Source organism: Enterobacter cloacae complex sp. OE43NF, from assembly GCF_023544405.1.
In the GTDB taxonomy this organism is placed as follows: Bacteria; Pseudomonadota; Gammaproteobacteria; order Enterobacterales; family Enterobacteriaceae; genus Enterobacter; species Enterobacter cloacae.
The window spans coordinates 15,955-33,794 of the sequence record NZ_JAMJFW010000046.1 but is presented as its reverse complement, the minus strand read 5'-3'; the positions used below and the strand labels follow the sequence as shown (position 1 = coordinate 33,794).

18 protein-coding genes are annotated in these 17,840 nt (G+C 55.7%); 1 reads left to right on the top strand and 17 read right to left on the bottom strand.

The window, feature by feature from the left end; translation table 11 throughout:
- Positions 1-23: 23 nt before the first annotated feature.
- From hisP to pdxB, 15 genes are all read right to left on the bottom strand, one after another.
- Positions 24-797 (bottom strand): histidine ABC transporter ATP-binding protein HisP, encoded by a 774-nt coding sequence (hisP, locus tag M8370_RS18475; RefSeq protein WP_020690627.1) that lies wholly within the window; start codon positions 795-797, stop codon positions 24-26.
- 8 nt (positions 798-805) lie between these two features.
- Entirely contained in the window at positions 806-1,522 is a 717-nt protein-coding gene (locus M8370_RS18470) for an ABC transporter permease (RefSeq protein ID WP_008502590.1), read from the bottom strand.
- Positions 1,519-2,205: a histidine ABC transporter permease HisQ gene (locus tag M8370_RS18465; protein WP_013098131.1), complete on the bottom strand. Its 687-nt coding sequence runs from the start codon at positions 2,203-2,205 to the stop codon at positions 1,519-1,521. The genes M8370_RS18470 and M8370_RS18465 overlap by 4 nt, the downstream gene beginning before the upstream one ends.
- A gap of 87 nt (positions 2,206-2,292) precedes the next feature.
- The gene (gene hisJ / locus M8370_RS18460; protein WP_008502592.1) at positions 2,293-3,075 is read right to left on the bottom strand and encodes a histidine ABC transporter substrate-binding protein HisJ; all 783 of its coding nucleotides are present in this window, start codon (positions 3,073-3,075) and stop codon (positions 2,293-2,295) included.
- A gap of 226 nt (positions 3,076-3,301) precedes the next feature.
- Positions 3,302-4,084 (bottom strand): lysine/arginine/ornithine ABC transporter substrate-binding protein ArgT, encoded by a 783-nt coding sequence (argT, locus tag M8370_RS18455; protein ID WP_013098132.1) that lies wholly within the window; start codon positions 4,082-4,084, stop codon positions 3,302-3,304.
- A gap of 290 nt (positions 4,085-4,374) precedes the next feature.
- A complete protein-coding gene (locus M8370_RS18450) occupies positions 4,375-4,944 on the bottom strand; it encodes a UbiX family flavin prenyltransferase (protein ID WP_020690624.1) in 570 nt (189 codons plus the stop codon).
- Between the two features lie 90 nt (positions 4,945-5,034).
- On the bottom strand, positions 5,035-6,552 hold the full coding sequence (gene purF / locus M8370_RS18445) for an amidophosphoribosyltransferase (protein ID WP_014832786.1): 1,518 nt from the start codon (positions 6,550-6,552) through the stop codon (positions 5,035-5,037).
- A 36-nt stretch (positions 6,553-6,588) separates the two neighbouring features.
- Positions 6,589-7,077, bottom strand: a complete 489-nt coding sequence (gene cvpA, locus M8370_RS18440; protein ID WP_000262116.1) for a colicin V production protein — start codon at positions 7,075-7,077, stop codon at positions 6,589-6,591.
- 219 nt (positions 7,078-7,296) lie between these two features.
- The gene (gene dedD, locus M8370_RS18435; RefSeq protein ID WP_014832787.1) at positions 7,297-7,992 is read right to left on the bottom strand and encodes a cell division protein DedD; all 696 of its coding nucleotides are present in this window, start codon (positions 7,990-7,992) and stop codon (positions 7,297-7,299) included.
- Positions 7,982-9,250: a bifunctional tetrahydrofolate synthase/dihydrofolate synthase gene (gene folC / locus M8370_RS18430; RefSeq protein ID WP_062729972.1), complete on the bottom strand. Its 1,269-nt coding sequence runs from the start codon at positions 9,248-9,250 to the stop codon at positions 7,982-7,984. Before folC ends, dedD begins: the two co-directional genes overlap by 11 nt.
- Before the next feature lie 70 nt (positions 9,251-9,320).
- Positions 9,321-10,226 carry an acetyl-CoA carboxylase, carboxyltransferase subunit beta gene (gene accD / locus M8370_RS18425; RefSeq protein WP_013098138.1) on the bottom strand — a complete coding sequence of 302 codons (906 nt, stop codon included), beginning with the start codon at positions 10,224-10,226 and terminating at the stop codon, positions 9,321-9,323.
- Positions 10,227-10,380: 154 nt separating this feature from the next.
- Positions 10,381-11,040 carry a DedA family protein gene (locus M8370_RS18420; RefSeq protein WP_013098139.1) on the bottom strand — a complete coding sequence of 220 codons (660 nt, stop codon included), beginning with the start codon at positions 11,038-11,040 and terminating at the stop codon, positions 10,381-10,383.
- Positions 11,041-11,068: 28 nt separating this feature from the next.
- The gene (truA, locus tag M8370_RS18415; RefSeq protein WP_013098140.1) at positions 11,069-11,881 is read right to left on the bottom strand and encodes a tRNA pseudouridine(38-40) synthase TruA; all 813 of its coding nucleotides are present in this window, start codon (positions 11,879-11,881) and stop codon (positions 11,069-11,071) included.
- Positions 11,881-12,894: an aspartate-semialdehyde dehydrogenase gene (locus M8370_RS18410; protein WP_250021564.1), complete on the bottom strand. Its 1,014-nt coding sequence runs from the start codon at positions 12,892-12,894 to the stop codon at positions 11,881-11,883. The genes truA and M8370_RS18410 overlap by 1 nt, the downstream gene beginning before the upstream one ends.
- A gap of 67 nt (positions 12,895-12,961) precedes the next feature.
- A complete protein-coding gene (pdxB, locus tag M8370_RS18405; RefSeq protein ID WP_250021563.1) occupies positions 12,962-14,098 on the bottom strand; it encodes a 4-phosphoerythronate dehydrogenase PdxB in 1,137 nt (378 codons plus the stop codon).
- 113 nt (positions 14,099-14,211) lie between these two features.
- Here pdxB and flk point away from each other — a divergent pair, with 113 nt between their 5' ends.
- Positions 14,212-15,216, top strand: coding sequence for a flagella biosynthesis regulator Flk (gene flk / locus M8370_RS18400; RefSeq protein ID WP_250021562.1), 1,005 nt, complete (start codon positions 14,212-14,214; stop codon positions 15,214-15,216).
- 90 nt (positions 15,217-15,306) lie between these two features.
- Here the strand turns inward: flk and M8370_RS18395 are convergent, their stop codons facing one another.
- Together M8370_RS18395 and fabB are read right to left on the bottom strand one after the other, a co-directional pair.
- Positions 15,307-16,485, bottom strand: coding sequence for an MFS transporter (locus tag M8370_RS18395; RefSeq protein ID WP_047023797.1), 1,179 nt, complete (start codon positions 16,483-16,485; stop codon positions 15,307-15,309).
- 68 nt (positions 16,486-16,553) lie between these two features.
- Positions 16,554-17,771, bottom strand: coding sequence for a beta-ketoacyl-ACP synthase I (gene fabB, locus M8370_RS18390; protein ID WP_013098145.1), 1,218 nt, complete (start codon positions 17,769-17,771; stop codon positions 16,554-16,556).
- Between the last annotated feature and the right edge of the window lie 69 nt (positions 17,772-17,840).

The following is a 17,840-nucleotide window of genomic DNA, read 5'->3' as shown; positions in this document are numbered from 1 at the left end:
GGGGAGAGGGAGAAAGGCAAAACCTACTTCAAAGAGCCCTTCAGGAACTGCTGCAAACGCGGGCTTTGCGGATTCGCCAGCACCTCATCCGGATGTCCCTGCTCTTCGATTTTCCCCTGATGCAGGAAGATCACGTGGTTCGAGACGTTGCGGGCAAAGCCCATCTCGTGCGTTACCACGACCATGGTTTTACCCTCTTCCGCCAGCTTCTGCATGATGCGCAGCACTTCGCCAACCAGTTCCGGGTCAAGTGCTGAGGTCGGTTCGTCGAACAGCAATACTTCAGGCTCCATCGCCAGCGCGCGGGCGATAGAGACACGCTGCTGCTGACCACCAGAGAGATGCACCGGGTACTTTATCTGCTGTCGCTCATCGATACCCACTTTCGCCAGGTATTTCACCGCGCGCTCACGGGCCTCCTGCTTGCTTAAACCCAGCACCTGAACCGGCGCTTCCATGACATTCTCCAGGACCGTCATGTGGCTCCAGAGGTTGAAGTGCTGGAACACCATTGTCAGCCGCGTACGCAGCAGGCGCAGCTGGTTCTTATCTGCCACCTTCAGCTGGCCGTCTTTATCCCTGGTCAGATTGATATTCTGCCCGCTCACCACAATTGAGCCTTCACTCGGCTTTTCGAGGAAGTTGATGCAGCGCAGGAAGGTACTTTTCCCCGAGCCAGATGATCCGATAATACTGATCACGTCGCCTGCATTTGCCTGCAGCGACACCCCTTTCAGCACTTCATGTTCGCCGTAGCGTTTGTGCAAATCAATTACGTTTAATTTGTTCTCAGCCATCATCATTCTCAGTGCGTCGAAGAGGGTTTTATATGCTGCAACCAGCGCTTTTCTGCCTTACGGAACAGGCTAATCAGGACGTATGAAATAATCAAATAGAGCACTGCCGCAATGCCAAACGCGGTAAACGGCTGATAGGTCGCAGAGTTGATATCGCGGGCGATTTTAAGCAGGTCGGGCACCGTGGCGGTAAAGGCCAGCGCGGTGGAGTGGAGCATTAAAATCACTTCGTTACTGTAGGCTGGCAATGCGATACGCAGCGCCGACGGCAGAATAATGCAACGGTACAGTTTCACCGACGAGAAGCCGTACGCGCGCGCCGCTTCGATTTCTCCGTAAGGAACGGAGCGGATGGCCCCGGCGAAAATCTCGGTGGTGTAGGCGCAGGTGTTGAGCGTCAACGCCAGCACCGTACAGTTCAGGCCGCTGCGGAAGAAGGCGTTCAGCATCTCGGTGCCTTTCACAATCTCCAGCGTATACATGCCCGAATAGAACACCAGCAGCTGTACGTAAAGCGGTGTACCACGGAATACGTAGGTAAACAGCCAGATCGGGAACTGAATAAATTTATTGTTCGACACGCGGCCAATGGCAAGAAACACCGCCAGAATGCCACCCATCACCACCGAAGAGATCAGCAGCCACAGCGTAATGGCCACGCCGGTGAAGCGATAGCCGTCCGTCCACAGCAGCGATTTCCAGTATTCCTGAATAATCTCAATCACAGGTCAGCCCTCTTCACACCCACGGAGTAGCGACGTTCGAGCAGAAGCAGCACACCATTGGAGACGGTCGTAAAGACCAGATAGATCACGCCACACACCACCGCAAAGTAGAACGGCTCCCAGGTACTTTTACCGGCAAGCTGCGTGGCCTTTACCACATCTTCCAGACCCAGCAGAGAGACCAGCGCCGTGGCCTTGAGGATAACCTGCCAGTTGTTGCCAATGCCCGGAAGCGCGTAGCGCATCATGGCCGGGAACATAATCCGGCGAAACGTCTGGGAGGAGGTAAAACCGTAGGCGGTCGCCGCTTCTATGTGTCCTTTCGGTACCGCCATATAAGCGCCGCGGAAAGTTTCGGTAAAGTACGCGCCGTAGATAAAACCGAGAGTGATAATACCGGCCACCATCGGGTCGATATCGATCTGTCCCATTCCCATGGCGTCCGTCACGCTGTTAAGTGCGATCTGCAGCCCGTAAAAGATAAGCAGCATCAGCACCAGATCGGGAACGCCGCGAATCAGCGTGGTATAACCTTCAAAAATCAGCGCCAGCGGTTTGTTAGCCGAAAGCTTCGCCCCTGCGCCTGCCAGACCTATCAGCACCGCCAGCACCACGGAGCTGATAGCCAGCTCAAGGGTGACAAGCGCGCCCTGTAAAATAACGCCAGAAAATCCGTACAGCATACCGCGAGCCCTGTCGTATCGTGAGTGATGGACCGTGTCTTATCCCCTCCCTGAGCGGGAGGGGCCGCACGTTATTTGACGGGGCGATTAGCCGCCGTAAACATTAAAATCGAAGTACTTTTTCGCCAGTTTGTCGTACGTGCCATCCGCGCGCATTTCAGCAAACGCTTTGTTCAGCGCTTCGCGCAGCTCGTTGTCTTCTTTACGCAGACCCATACCGGTGCCGACACCAAACAACTTCACATCTTTAATGGATGGGCCGCCAAATTTGTAATCTTTACCTACCGGCGTCTTCAGGAAGCCTTCACTCGCGGCGACTTCATCCTGGAAAGCGGCGTCGATACGGCCTGCCGTCAGATCAGCGTAGATATTTTCCTGGCCCTGATAAGAGACGATTTCAATCCCCTTCGGTGCCCAGTGTTCATTACCGTAGGTTTCCTGGGTAGTGCCCTGCAGCACGCCCACGCGTTTGCCCTTCAGTGATTCGAGGGTTGGCTGGATGTCAGACGATTTAGCCACCACCAGACGAGAATCTGCCGCATAGAGTTTGTCGGTGAAGGCAATCTCCTGCTGACGTTTTTCAGTGATGGAAAGTGAGGACATGATAACGTCGATTTTTTTTGCTTTCAGCGAAGGGATCAGCGCATCCAGCGGGTTCTCAACGTAGGTACACTGCGCTTTGATGCGTTTGCACAGCTCATTGGCCAGATCAATGTCAAAACCGACCAGTTCACCCTTCGAATTCTTAGATTCGAACGGGGCATAGGTAGGGTCGGTACCAATACGAATTTTCTGCGGAATTGCTGCGAACGCCGCGGTAGCGCTGGAAAAGGCCAGCACCAGAGATAACGACAACACGAGTTTTTTCATATCTGTCCTCAACAAACTGTCTTCTTACGTGATTTTTACGACGACGGGGTGGTGCTAATGTGCCATCAATCCACGCCATCAGGCAAAGATTAATGCCTTTCAGGCGAGATTTTTTGCATGATAAATGCGTAAGTATGCACACAGCGATCCAATACGGTGCACGAAACGCACCATATTGGATCAATCACACCCGCAATGCACCAGAACAGTGCACCATCATCGAGTATCAATCACCGTAGACGTTGAAGTCGAAGTATTTCTTCGCCAGTTTGTCGTAGGTACCGTCTTTGCGCAGTTCTGCAAACGCTTTGTCGAAGGCGGCTTTCAGCTCGGTATCATCTTTACGCAGGCCAATACCGGTGCCGTCACCAAAGTATTTTTTGTCTTTCACGGACGGGCCAGCAAAGGCGTAGTCTTTACCTGCCGGCTGTTTCAGGAAGCCTTCACTTGCGGCAACCTCATCCTGGAATGCCGCATCCAGACGACCGGCCGCCAGGTCAGAATAAATCAGATCCTGGTTCTGGTAAGCCACCACGTCAACGCCCTTCTCACGCCAGTTTGCATTGGCATAACCTTCCTGAGTCGACCCCTGCAGCACGCCGACATGCTTGCCTTTCAGGGAGTCAATGGTTGGCTGAATGGGGGAGCCTTTTGCCGCAATCAGACGGGAATCCGCGGCGTAGAGCTTGTCAGAGAAGGCAATCTCCTGCTGACGTTTTTCGGTGATGGAAAGAGAAGAGATAATGGCGTCGATTTTCTTGGCTTTCAGCGACGGAATTAACGCGTCAAAGTCGCTGCCCACCCATGTGCATTTCACCGCAATGCGTTTGCACATCTCATTACCCAGATCGATATCAAACCCTACGAAATCGCCTTTCGCATCCTTGGAAGAGAATGGCGCGTAGGTTGCGTCTGTACCGATACGCACTGTCTGTGGAAGCGCTGCGTAGCTACCTGCTGCTGCACTTAACCCCACCAGCAAAGACAGAGCCAGAACCGTCTTCTTCATACATTTACCCTCAAGTACCGTGATTTTATTATGTATTGTGTTGTGTGTTGTGTTGCAGGCTTCTCTTGCAGGTCTTATGCCACATTGCCGTCGGGTCAAAACTTCGACGTTAAATATGTTAATAAAACGTTGCGATATTGCCTTAATGGTGAAAGATAGCAGGTCTGCCGAACGAACCGGAAAGAGAAAAAGGGAAAAAACGAATTAAATGTCGAGGATATGATCGCCGTTGCAATTTTGCCCTGAAACAGGGCATCGTCTCTGTTCATGCACGCTGTTTGTGCACAGAATCAGGCGCCCTGCCAGCGGGTGAAGAGGTCTTCGGGCAGGTCGATATCAAACTGATCCAGCACGCGGTTCACTGTCTGATTAATCACGTCATCGAGCGAGGCCGGACGATGATAAAACGCCGGCACCGGCGGCATGATCACCGCGCCCAGTTCAGCGGCCTGGGTCATTAAACGCAGATGCCCCAGATGCAGCGGCGTTTCGCGCACGCAAAGCACCAGAGGACGACGCTCCTTCAGCACCACGTCTGCCGCACGCGTCACCAGCGTGTCGGTATAGCTGTTAACGATGCCGGAGAGGGTCTTTATTGAACAGGGCAATATCACCATGCCCGCGGTTTTAAACGAGCCGGAGGAGATGCTGGCAGCGATATCGCGGGCATCGTGTACCACATCCGCCAGCGCCTGGACATCGCGCAGGGAGAGATCGGTTTCGAGGGAGAGGGTCTGACGCGCCGCCTGGCTCATCACCAGATGGGTTTCGACTTCCGCCACGTCACGCAGCACCTGCAGCAGACGCACGCCGTAGATCGCGCCACTGGCGCCGCTAAGCCCAACAATGAGTCGTTTCATGATTTTCGCCCTTACTGATTTCAGGGCAGACTGTGCAGGATTTTGCGGGGAGTTGCAAGTGAGGGCGAAGGCCCTCACTTGCCTGCACAATTAACCTTCGTTGTGCATCTCTAAGCTTTCGAGATCGTTTTGCAGCTGGACGGCTTTCGCATCGTCGTTGCGCAGCGAATCGAGATAGTCCAGATACTGCTGATCAACATCTTTGGTGACGTAAACCCCGTTAAACACGGAACATTCAAACTGCTGAATATCCGGGTTCTCGGCGCGCACCGCGTCGATAAGATCGTTCAGATCCTGGAAAATCAGGCCATCGGCACCGATGATCTGACGAATCTCGTCCACTTCACGGCCGTGGGCAATCAGCTCGTTCGCGGTAGGCATATCAATGCCATACACGTTCGGGAAGCGAATCTCTGGCGCCGCAGAGGCAAGATATACTTTCTTCGCACCGGCTTCACGCGCCATCTCGATAATCTGCTCTGAGGTGGTGCCACGCACAATGGAGTCATCCACCAGCAGCACGTTCTTGTCGCGGAACTCAGCGCGGTTAGCGTTCAGTTTACGACGCACGGACTTACGGCGCAGCTGCTGACCCGGCATGATAAAGGTACGGCCAACGTAGCGGTTCTTCACGAAGCCCTGACGGTATGGCTTATCCAGAATGCGAGCGATTTCCAGCGCGATATCACAGGACGTTTCCGGGATAGGAATGACCACGTCGATGTCCAGATCGTCCCACTCGCGGGCAATCTTCTCACCCAGCTTGGTTCCCATGTTCACGCGGGCGCTGTAGACGGAGATCTTATCGATAAACGAGTCCGGACGGGCGAAATACACGTATTCGAACAGGCACGGGTTGCTGACCGGGTTGTCTGCACACTGGCGGGTAAACAGCTGGCCCTTCTCAGTGATATAGACCGCTTCGCCAGGGGCTACATCACGCAAGAATTCGAAGCCCAGGGTGTCCAGCGCCACGCTTTCAGAGGCAACCATATATTCGGTACGGCCATCACCCAGGTCACGCTTACCGAGCACCAGCGGGCGGATACCGTTTGGATCGCGGAAAGCGACCATTCCGTGACCGATAATCATCGCCACGCAGGCGTAGGCACCGCGGATCTGGCGGTTTGTCGCAGCAACGGCGGCAAAGATATTGTCTGCTTCCAGCGGATAGTGGCGGAAGTTATCCAGCTCGCTCGCGAACACGTTGAGCAGGATTTCTGAATCAGAGGTGGTGTTAATGTGGCGACGTTTCTCTTCAAACAGCTTTTTACGCAGCTCATGCGCGTTGGTCAGGTTGCCGTTGTGAGCAAGCGTGATGCCATACGGTGAGTTGACGTAGAAAGGCTGTGCCTCAGAGGCGCTGGAACTGCCAGCAGTAGGATAACGAACGTGACCGATCCCCATATTACCTTGCAGACGCTGCATATGGCGGGCTTCAAACACATCGTTTACCAGGCCATTCGCCTTACGTAAACGGAAGCAGTTGTTTGCATCAATGGTGATGATACCCGCAGCATCCTGCCCACGGTGCTGAAGCACCGTTAACGCGTCATAAATCGACTGGTTTACCGGCATGAAACCGGCGATACCGACAATACCGCACATTCGTCTTTTCCTCGTTAAGCCACATCTCAGAGCGGGTTACGCTCTGGGCAAGAAACTCGACGAGCTTTGCAGATAGTCAAAGAACCACCTGATGATGAAGCTGAACTCTGGAATGAGCTGCGATTTCTGCCAGTCTTCACTTTTGGAGAACCCGGTAAAGGTATCCAGGAAGAACAGTATCGCGGCCACAATCAGCACGCCTCGTAATGCCCCGAAACAGATCCCGAGCACCCTGTCCGTTCCTGACAGACCGGTTTTCTCGACCAGCTGACCTATCACGTAATTTACGATAGCGCCGACAATCAGCGTCGCGATAAACAGCACCGCGATGGCGATTCCATTTCGGACCAGTTCATCTTCAAAGCCCGTGAACCAGACAGACAGGTAAGTGTAGTAATGACTGGCAACAAAGAAAGCACAACCCCAAGTCACCAGCGATAACGCTTCACGAACAAAGCCACGGATCAGGCTAACCAGACAGGAAAAACCAATCACCGCAATGATGGCGTAATCAATCCAGACCATATGTGTCCCACGATTTAACGCCCTGTCATCCAGTTCGGGGCGAATTCTAACAGAAAAAGAAAACGTTTGCGTAGGGATTTCCTTCCCGCGCGTAAATAAAAAAGGCGCTGAAAAAATGTTCAACGCCGTTGGCTTATTACGTCTCTTTGGACGTCTGCCACTCCCCCTCCCCCTCACCCTCCCCCCTTTGGGAAGAGGGCCGGGGTGAGGGGAACCTTATCAGTTCGCGCTGTAGTTCATCACCACACCGCTCAGGCCAGAGATCTGCTTCAGCTCACCGAGCGAGCCTTTGAGCTTATCCTTAGACGCTTCTGGCCCCACAAGGATACGGGTGATTTTACCCTGCACCGGCGTGGAAGGTGAAGTGTAAACGCGATAACCCGCACTGCGCAGCTTACCCACTACCTCATTGACCTTATCGGCATTTTTCAGCGCACCCAACTGCACAACGTAGGCTTTACCCGTCGGTGCAGCCTCTTGCTGGGCCGGTTTTGCCGCAGGCGGCGTCTCTGAAGCCGCGGCCAGCTGTTCTGCTGCTTTATCCCGCTGCGGTTTCGGCTGTGTTTTTTCCACCGGCTTCGGTTTTTCAACCGGTTTCGGCTGCTCTACCGGCACCGGATCGATTTCGATGTTGTTATTCGCCGCCAGACGAGACGGATCGAGGGACGGCGCGGCCGCATCCCCGGCACGCACTTCTTCAGCCGCCCCTTCCGGCGGCTGAGCAGGCAGCGCCTGGGTCGCCGCAGGCAGCATATCCGGTTCGTCGCGATCGCCCGGCTTCGGCACCAGCGGAATGGCTGCAAATTCATCCTGGTAATGCTTTTTCTGCCCGTCGAGCAGACCCGGGAGGATAATCACCCCGAGCGCGACCAGCACAATGGTTCCTGTTAAACGGTTCTGAAACTTACTCGCCACCGGTTCTCCCCGCGTCCATCACTTCCATGACATGTGCCACCGTGTGGAACGAACCACACACCAGCACGGTATCTTCTGGTTTAGCATCCGCCATCGCGGCTTGCCAGGCCTGAGCCACGCTATTGTAGATTGCCCCTTTGCCGAGATGTTCCAGCAACTGCTCGGCCGTCGCACCGCGCGGCCCCTCCAGAGGAGCACAATACCAGCTATCGACCACACTCTCCATGCAGGCCAGCGTACCGCCGATATCTTTATCATGAAGCATACCGATAACCGCCAGCACGCGCCCGGTTTTTGGTAACGATTTGAGACGCGCGGCGAGAAACGCCGCAGCATGCGGGTTATGCGCGACATCCAGTATCAGCCGCGGAGCGTCGCTGACAATCTGAAAACGCCCGGGCAGAATCGCATTCTGGATACCGTCGCGGATTGCCTGTTCGCTCACCGCCAGCCCGCTTGCGCGCAGTGCCGCCAGGGCGGTGGCGGCATTAGGTTGCGGTACCTGCGGCAGGGGCAGATTCTCCAGCGTTCCCTTCGCATCGCGATAGCGCCAGCCGTTGTTCTGAACCTCATACTGCCAGTCCACACCCCGGCGCAGCAGGTGAGCGCCCTTCTCTTTCGCCACGTCGGCAATGGTGTGCGGCATATCCGGCTCGCCAACCACCGCGGGCTTATTCGTGCGGAAAATACCGGCCTTCTCACGGCCAATACTTTCGCGATCGGGGCCCAGCCAGTCGGTATGATCCAGGGCAATGCTGGTGACCACCGCCACATCGGCATCCACCATATTGGTGGCATCCAGACGCCCGCCGAGGCCCACTTCCAGAATCACCACGTCCAGCTGCGCCTGTTTAAACAGCCACAGTGCAGACAGGGTGCCGTATTCGAAATAGGTTAATGAGATCTCACCGCGCGCCGCTTCAATTTCCGCGAACGACGCCGTATGCGCAGACTCTGGCAGTTCGCTGTTTTGCACGCGAACCCGCTCGGTATAACGTACCAGGTGCGGAGAGCTGTAGACACCAACCTTGTAACCGGCAGCCATCAGGACAGCTTCCAGCGTACGGCAGGTGGTGCCTTTACCGTTGGTTCCGGCGACGGTAAAAACAAACGGCGCAGGTTTCAGCACATCGAGACGCGCAGCAACCTGGCTTACGCGTTCAAGCCCCATATCGATGGTTTTACTGTGCAGGTTTTCCAGATAAGAAAGCCACGTGGCCAGGGGCGACGTGGCTTGGGGAATGCTTTTATTTTCCATGATGCCCGGTTGTCATTAACAGTTTATAAAGCAAAAGGGCAGCGCCAACCGGCCCTGCCCTTTTCAGTTATCAGGCCTCGGGTTCCTGATCCGGTACTACCACGCCTTCGCGCGGCTCATCCGGGTTCGGCGCTGGCAGATTCATCAGCTTCGCCAGGATGCTTGCCAGTTTCAGGCGCATTTCCGGGCGGCGGACGATCATGTCAATCGCGCCTTTCTCAATGAGGAACTCACTGCGCTGGAAGCCCGGCGGCAGTTTTTCACGTACGGTCTGCTCGATAACGCGAGGACCAGCAAAGCCGATCAGCGCTTTTGGCTCAGCGATGTTCAGATCGCCCAGCATCGCAAAGCTTGCAGAAACGCCACCCATGGTTGGGTCGGTCAGTACAGAGATGTACGGCAGACCGCGCTCCTGCATTTTAGCCAGCGCAGCAGAGGTTTTCGCCATCTGCATCAGGGACATCAGCGCTTCCTGCATACGTGCACCGCCAGAGGCGGAGAAGCAGATCAGCGGGCAGTTGTCTTCCAGCGCCTGCTCAACAGCACGCACAAAGCGCGCACCGACCACGGAACCCATTGAGCCCCCCATGAAGGAGAACTCAAACGCGGCGGCCACTACCGGCATCTCGTGCAGGGTGCCTTTCATCACGACCAGCGCGTCTTTCTCGCCGGTCTCTTTCTGTGCAGAGGCCAGACGATCTTTATATTTTTTGGAATCACGGAACTTGAGCACATCTTTTGGCTCAAGCTCGCTACCCAGTTCTACCAGAGAACCTTCGTCCAGCAGGCTGTGCAGGCGATTACGCGCCGTCATGCGCATGTGGTGGTCACACTTCGGACACACCTCAAGATTGCGTTCCAGTTCTGCGCGATACAGAACCTGACCACAGCTATCACACTTCGTCCATACCCCTTCAGGAATGCTCGCTTTACGCGTTGGGGTAATGTTGCTTTTAATTCGTTCAATCCAGCTCATTGATAACCTTTCTGCCTGAACCTGGTCGTATGCCAGTTTTGCTGTAAGAGGCGAATAATGCCATTTTTGCCTCCAACAGACCATGAATGTTGCACATTAAAACATAACAGCCCGAAACTTTGGATAAAAAAGTGGTCGAACCGCCTGCGTGCATTTACTTCGCTTGCTTTGCTGCCGCGCGCTTGTGACGAATAATTTCGATAACACCCGGTAAAACAGAAAGCACAATAATCGCTACAATCAGTAACTTAAGGTTTTCCTGAACCACAGGGAGATCGCCAAACAGGTAGCCTGCATAGGTAAAGAGCAGCACCCACAGCAGCGCGCCAATGACGTTGTATGCCGCAAAATGACGATAGGACATGTGCCCCATTCCCGCCACAAATGGCGCAAATGTACGCACAATAGGCACAAAACGCGCAAGGATAATGGTTTTTCCACCGTGGCGCTCATAAAACGCATGGGTTTTATCTAAATAGCTACGACGGAAAATTTTTGAGTCCGGATTGCTGAATAAGCGCTCACCGAAGACCCGTCCAATGGTGTAGTTGACCGCGTCACCGACAATTGCGGCGATCACCATCAGCACCACCATTATGTGCACATTCAAATCGTTGCCAGGCAGCGCAGATAACGCCCCCGCGACGAACAGCAGCGAATCCCCCGGCAGAAATGGCGTGACTACCAGACCGGTTTCACAGAACAGAATGAGGAACAGAATGGCATACACCCAGACGCCATACTGCGCGACCAGCTCCGCCAGGTGAACATCAATATGCAGAATGAAATCAATCAGAAAACGTATTACGTCCATATTGTCTAAGCCTTAATTGCACCTTTGTTTAGTCCGCCAGAAACAGCGGGCCCATTGGCGGTTTTGGCAGGTCAAACCGGTCCGGATAGTCCACCGAGACCAGATACAGCCCTTCCGCTTTCGCCGTTGCTGCCGCAAGCGTTCTGTCCTTCGCTGCCAGCAGTTCTGCAATCCAGCTCTCCGGCTGGTGTCCGGCACCCACTTCCATCAGGCTGCCCACAATATTCCGCACCATATGATGTACAAAGGCATTGGCTTTGATATCCACCACCACATACGCGCCAAAACGGCTGACGTTTATGTGCATGACGTTACGCCACGGCGTGCGGGACTGACACTGCACCGCACGAAACGAGGTAAAGTCATTTTCACCAATCAGACACTGCGCCGCACGATGCATACGTTCTGCATCCAGCGGTTCATAAAAATGCGTCACGCCCTGGCTTAACACCGCCGGACGAAGACGCTGATTGTAGATGACATAGCGATAACGGCGCGCGGTGGCGCTGAAACGCGCATGAAAATCATCCGGCACAGCTTTCACCCAGCGCACCGCAATGTCACCAGGTAAATTCGCATTTACACCCAACGTCCAGGCAGCGTCCTTGCGCACGGCGGTGGTTTCAAAGTGAACCACCTGCCCCGTTCCGTGGACACCGGCGTCAGTGCGTCCTGCACACAGGACGTTAATCGGTTCGTTCGCCACCTGAGAGAGCGCTTTCTCCAGTTTTTCCTGGACACTGCGCACCTCATTTTGACGCTGCCAGCCATAATATTTACTGCCGTCGTACTCGATACCGAGGGCGACTTTATGAACCGGCTTTTGTTCCACGTCTGACATCAGTACAGATACTCCTGCACCAGTTTTTCAGCGATTTTGACCGCCATCAGCGCGCCGCCGAAGCGCACGTTATCGGCTACGGACCAGAACTGAACCTGCTCCGGCATACCGTAATCATTCCGTACGCAGCCCACCGAGAGGTGTGCGCTGCCGGTGGCATCGCCAACCTGCGTCGGGAATTCACTCTCTTCGGAGAGCACAATGTCTTCACCGCGGCCGAACGCATCACGCGCTTCTTCTGCGGCCAGCGGACGCAGGGCTTCGAAACCTACCATCTGCGCATGACCGTAAAAGACCGGCGACTGCACGACATTTGCGGAGATCATCAGCCCCTCGTCCTGCAGAATTTTGCGCGCTTCGTCGACGATACGGCGCTCTTCGCGCACGGAGCCTTCACGATCCGGCAGCAGCGGCAGCATATTGAATGCCAGCTGACGGCCGAAGAAATCGTCTTCGTCAATCGGGATGCCGTTCAGGAGCTTCGCACTCTGTCCGGCCAGCGCGTCGACGGCCTTTTTGCCTTGCGCAGAAGCGGAAAGCAGGCTGGTCACGGTGATACGCGACATACCGCCATCGTCGATTAAAGGTTTAAGAGCGGTCAGCAACTGGCTGGCCAGGCTATTGGGAACCGCAATGATATTGCGGTTACGGTAGTCGGCCAGGACAAACGGGTTCACGTCCGGCACCACCAGCGGGACATCCGGCTCCATCGAGAACAGGCCGCTCAGATCGATCACCAGACAGCCAGAATTCGTCGCGTCTTCAATGTACGACGCGGTGGCTTCAGCACCTGCCGCAAAAAAGGCCAGCTGCGCCTGCGTCCAGTCGAATTCGGCCGCATCCTGAACCATGACGGATTTGCCGCCAAAACGCAGATGCTCACCGGCGCTGTCAGTGCGCGCCAGTGCATAGATATCACCCACCGGGAACTGACGCTCAGCAAGGGTTTCGAGCAGGGCTTCACCCACGGCACCCGTGGCACCTAAAATGGCAATGTTCCAGCCTTCAGACATGGTGGTTTACTCCAGAAATAAAAAAGCGTCCCTGTCGGAGTATCCAACAGGGAGCGTTAAGAAGACATTAATGCGCCGGGTGATGAACGGCGTTAAAACCCAGTTTATGCAGCAGCGCTGCCGCCGCCGCGTCATCGCACATCACATACAGAGAAGACCACTCACGGCGCTCAACGTAATTCTTGCGCAGCTTGTCAAACTCACCCGGGATCCCCGCCACTTTACGCAGCAGCGCATCATCGCGGCGCACATCATACACCAAATGCACCAGCCTTTTCAGCGTTGCCTGATCGAGCGGGCCATGCAGGGTAATGCGGCCAAATTCAGGCGCGGGGAGTAAGGTGTCCAGCGCCACCTGCTGCGGACGGCCAATAAAGGCGCTATAGGCCTCAAAGACCTGGGTTGTACCACGGGCCTTTCCTTCGAGCGTATAACCCGCAATATGCGCGGTTGCAACGTCGACCTTTTTCAGCAGCGCAACGTTGAGATCGGGCTCCGGCTCCCAGACGTCCAGCACCACGCTGAGATCCTGCCCTTCTTCCAGACATTTCAGCAGCGCGGCGTTATCGACGACCGGGCCACGACAGGCATTTATCAGAATAGTGCCAGCCTTCAGACGACGGATCAGCGCCTCGTCAGCAAGATGGAGCGTCTTATAGGCCCCCTCTTTGAAGAGGGGCGTATGGAAGGTGATGACGTCACATGCTTCAACCAGCTCATCCAGGGGGCGGAAGTCGCCTTCATCACCGTTGTCTTTACGCGGCGGATCACACAGCAGGGTGCGAATGCCTAACGCCTCAAGGCGTTTTTGCAGGCGTCCTCCCACGTTGCCCACCCCGACAATGCCTACGGTGCGGTCTTTCAGCGCAAAACCGTCGCGCTCTGCCAGCATCAGCAGAGAAGAGAAAACGTATTCCACTACCGCAATGGCGTTACAGCCAGGCGCGGCGGAAAACCCGATCCCCGCCTGCGTAAGCCATTTGTCATCCACATGATCCGTCCCGGCCGTTGCGGTTCCGACGAATTTAATCGCTTTGCCGGAGAGCAACGCCTCATTTACTTTGGTCACCGAGCGCACCATCAGGGCATCGGCATCATCCAGCTCGTTTACCGGAATGGGTCGACCAGGGACAGCCTTAACATTACCAAGGCGGCTAAAGAGCTCGCGGGCGTAAGGCATATTTTCATCAACGAGGATTTTCACGTCTGAGTACCTGTTTGAGAGGAAGAAAACCTGCCAAGTGTGCCATAATCTGGCCGCCAGGCATATATGCATGCCGGGTTTACGCTGAGTTTTGACTTTAAGGATTTTTGACGATGCAGCCTATTTCAGGTACGCCACCACGCCCTCCGGGTGAAGGCCCTGTCACGCCAAACGTTGCAGGTGAACAACCGCTTTCCACGCAACAGCGCACCGTGCTGGAGCGCCTGATCACGCGCCTGATCGCGCTCACTTCACAGCAAAATGCGGAAGTCTGGGCCGGGGTAAAGCATGATTTAGGCGTCCGGAACGATGCACCGTTGCAGTCGCGCCACTTCCCTGCGGCCGAGCAAAATCTGAATCAGCGTATTACCACCGCACAGCAAAATCACACCACTCGCCAGATAGTTGCACAACTGACCGAGCTATTGGGCCAGGGCAACAACCGTCAGGCAGTCAGTGATTTCATTCGCCAGCAGTTTGGCCAGACCGCCCTGAGCCAGCTAACGCCAGACCAGCTGAAAACCGTGCTGATGCTGCTGCAAACCAATCAGCTGACCATCCCGCAACCGCAACAGCGTCCGTCAACCGAGCGTCCGCTGCTGCCTGCTGAACACAATACGTTGAATCAGATGGTGACCAGGCTGGCCGCCGCCACCGGCGAATCAACAAAGCTTATCTGGCAGTCGATGCTCGAGCTTTCCGGCGTGAAAGCGGGCGAGCTGATCCCGGCCAAACAGTTTACGCATCTGGTCACCTGGCTACAGGCTCGCCAGACGCTGAGCACCCAAAGTACCCCTACCCTGCATACGCTACAGGCGGCACTGAAGCAGCCGCTGGAGCCGCATGAATTTGAGGTGATTCGGGATTACGCCCAGCAGACCTGGCAGGCCACGCCGCAAACGGTACTGACCACCGCGCAGGTGCAAGATTTGCTGAATCAGATCTTTATTCGCCGCGCCGAGCGAGAAGGCGGCGTGCCGGAAGTCAGGGATATTCAACCGATCTATAGCCCGCTGTTTGCGCCGGTGGTGGAGACCTTCAGAACCCTCTCTGCGCGTCCGGGATTACTGTTTATTGCGTTACTGATTGCGCTGGCAATTTTCTGGCTGGTTGCCTGATGTTTTGCCCGGTGGCGCTGCGCTTACCGGGCCTACAACGACCCGAACGGTAGGCCGGGTAAGGCGAAGCCGCCACCCGGCGACAACGGCTCAAGGCCTGCGAAACGCCACCAGCGTCACAACAATCCCCACCACCGCTGAAACGGCTCCCGCCAGGAAGACAGAGGGATAGCCAAACGACGTGGCCAGGAGCCCCGCCAGCGGTCCGGTGACACCGTATGAGATGTCCTGAAACGCCGCATAACCGCCCAACGCCGTACCGCGCACCTGTGGCGCGACGCGTTTTACCACCTCAACCCCCAGCGCCGGGAAGATCAGGGAACAGCCGCAGCCGGTCAGTGCCGCTCCGAGAAGGGCAACGGAGGCCACAGGGGCATACCACAGCAGCAGCAAACCGAGGGTCTCAATCACCAGCGACGCCACGGCCACCTTCACGCCACCAAAGCGATCCGGCATCCAGCCGAACAGCACGCGCATCAGGACAAACGCACCACCAAAGGCGGTTAGCGTAAAGCCCGCCATCGCCCAGCCGCGGCTCATAAAGTACAGCGAAACGAATGTCCCAATCACCGCGAAGCCCACGCCCTGTAGCGCCAGCCCCAGCCCCGGCTGCCAGATTTGACCTATTACGCTCCACAGGGAAGGACGCTCACCTTTATGGGCAGGTACTTTGCGCACCGAGCCGTTAAATGCCCATGCCAGCAGCGGTAACAGCATGGTGGTGGCCGCCAGCGCGGCAAAACCGAACTGGCTGTGGATCAACAGCCCCAGCGGCGCACCTGCCGCGAGTGCTCCATAGATAGCCATACCGTTCCAGGACATCACCTTGCCCGAGCGCGCTGGGCCTACCAGCCCCATTCCCCAGGTCAGGGTGCCGGTCAGCAGTTGGCTTTCACCAAAGCCGAGAATCAAACGTCCCACCACCAGCAGGGCAAATTTATACGCCGCGTCGACCGGCAGAAGCGCGGCAAGCAGCCACGCTGCGCCCGCCAGCCCGCAGGCAAACATGCCCTGCAGCGCTGAGCGTTTGGCACCGTGCTGGTCCGCCAGACGCCCGGCGTAGCCGCGGGTTAATACGGTAGCTAAAAACTGAATACCCACGGCGATGCCAACCAGGGTATTGCCGTAGCCCAGCTCCTGGTGAACAAACAGCGGGATAACCGGCAGCGGCAGGCCAACGGTCATGTAGGTCAGAAATACCGCAAAGGCGATACGGAAAAGGGAAAGGTTCCCGGAAGGGGTACTCTTCTCAGGGATAACGGCCTTCATGCGTAACTCCGTGTTCAGGCATAAAAAAAGGGAGCCTCGCGGCTCCCTTCTACTATACCTTCAAACGCTTACGCTTTCAGCTTGCGCATGACCAGCGTGGCGTTGGTGCCGCCAAAACCGAAGCTGTTGGACATTACGGTCGTCAGCTCACGTTCGGTGGTTTCGGTCACGATGTTCAGGCCCGCTGCCTGCTCGTCCATCTCTTCGATGTTGATGCTTGGCGCGATAAAGCCATTTTCCAGCATCAGCAGAGAGTAGATTGCTTCTTGCACGCCAGCTGCACCCAGAGAGTGACCGGTCATGGCTTTGGTCGCGGAGATTGCCGGGCTGTTGTCGCCGAAGACTTCACGGATCGCACCCAGTTCTTTCACATCGCCTACCGGCGTAGAAGTCCCGTGGGAGTTCAGGTAGTCGATTGGGGTATCAACACCGTGCATCGCCATCTTCATGCAGCGCACCGCGCCTTCGCCGGATGGAGCAACCATGTCAGCGCCGTCAGACGTTGCACCGTAGCCCACGATCTCAGCGTAGATGTGCGCGCCACGTGCCAGAGCGTGTTCCAGCTCTTCAACCACAACCATACCGCCGCCGCCTGCGATAACAAAACCGTCACGGTGCGCATCATAGGTACGGGATGCTTTAGCCGGGGTTTCATTGTATTTGGTAGACAGGGCACCCATCGCGTCGAATTCACAGGCCATTTCCCAGCCCAGCTCTTCGCCGCCGCCAGCAAATACGATGTCCTGTTTACCCAGTTGGATCTGCTCAACAGCATTACCGATGCAGTGTGCGGACGTCGCACATGCAGAGCTGATGGAGTAGTTCACACCATGAATTTTGAATGGGGTTGCCAGGCACGCGGAGACCGCAGAACCCATGGCTTTGGTTACCACGTACGGACCTACTGCTTTCAGACCACGCGGGCTACGCATGGCGTCAGCACCGAATACCTGCGCTTTGGATGAACCACCGGAACCGGCAATCAGACCCACGCGCGGGTTGTTCTGGTAAACCTCTTCGCTCAGGCCCGAATCTTTGATCGCTTCCTGCATGGAGAGATAAGCATAAATAGAGGCATCGTTCATGAAACGAACCACTTTACGGTCAATCAAACCGGTGGTGTCCAGTTTGACGTTACCCCATACGTGGCTACGCATACCTGAATCTTTAAACTCTTCAGAGAAAGTGATCCCGGAGCGTCCTTCACGCAGAGATGCCAGGACTTCCTGCTGGTTATTACCGATGCTGGAAACAATGCCCAGGCCAGTAATCACTGCACGTTTCATTCAATACCTCTGTAAGTCGCACTATAGTAAGTTTCGAGTCGCACAATAGCGTACACTTGTACGCCGAAC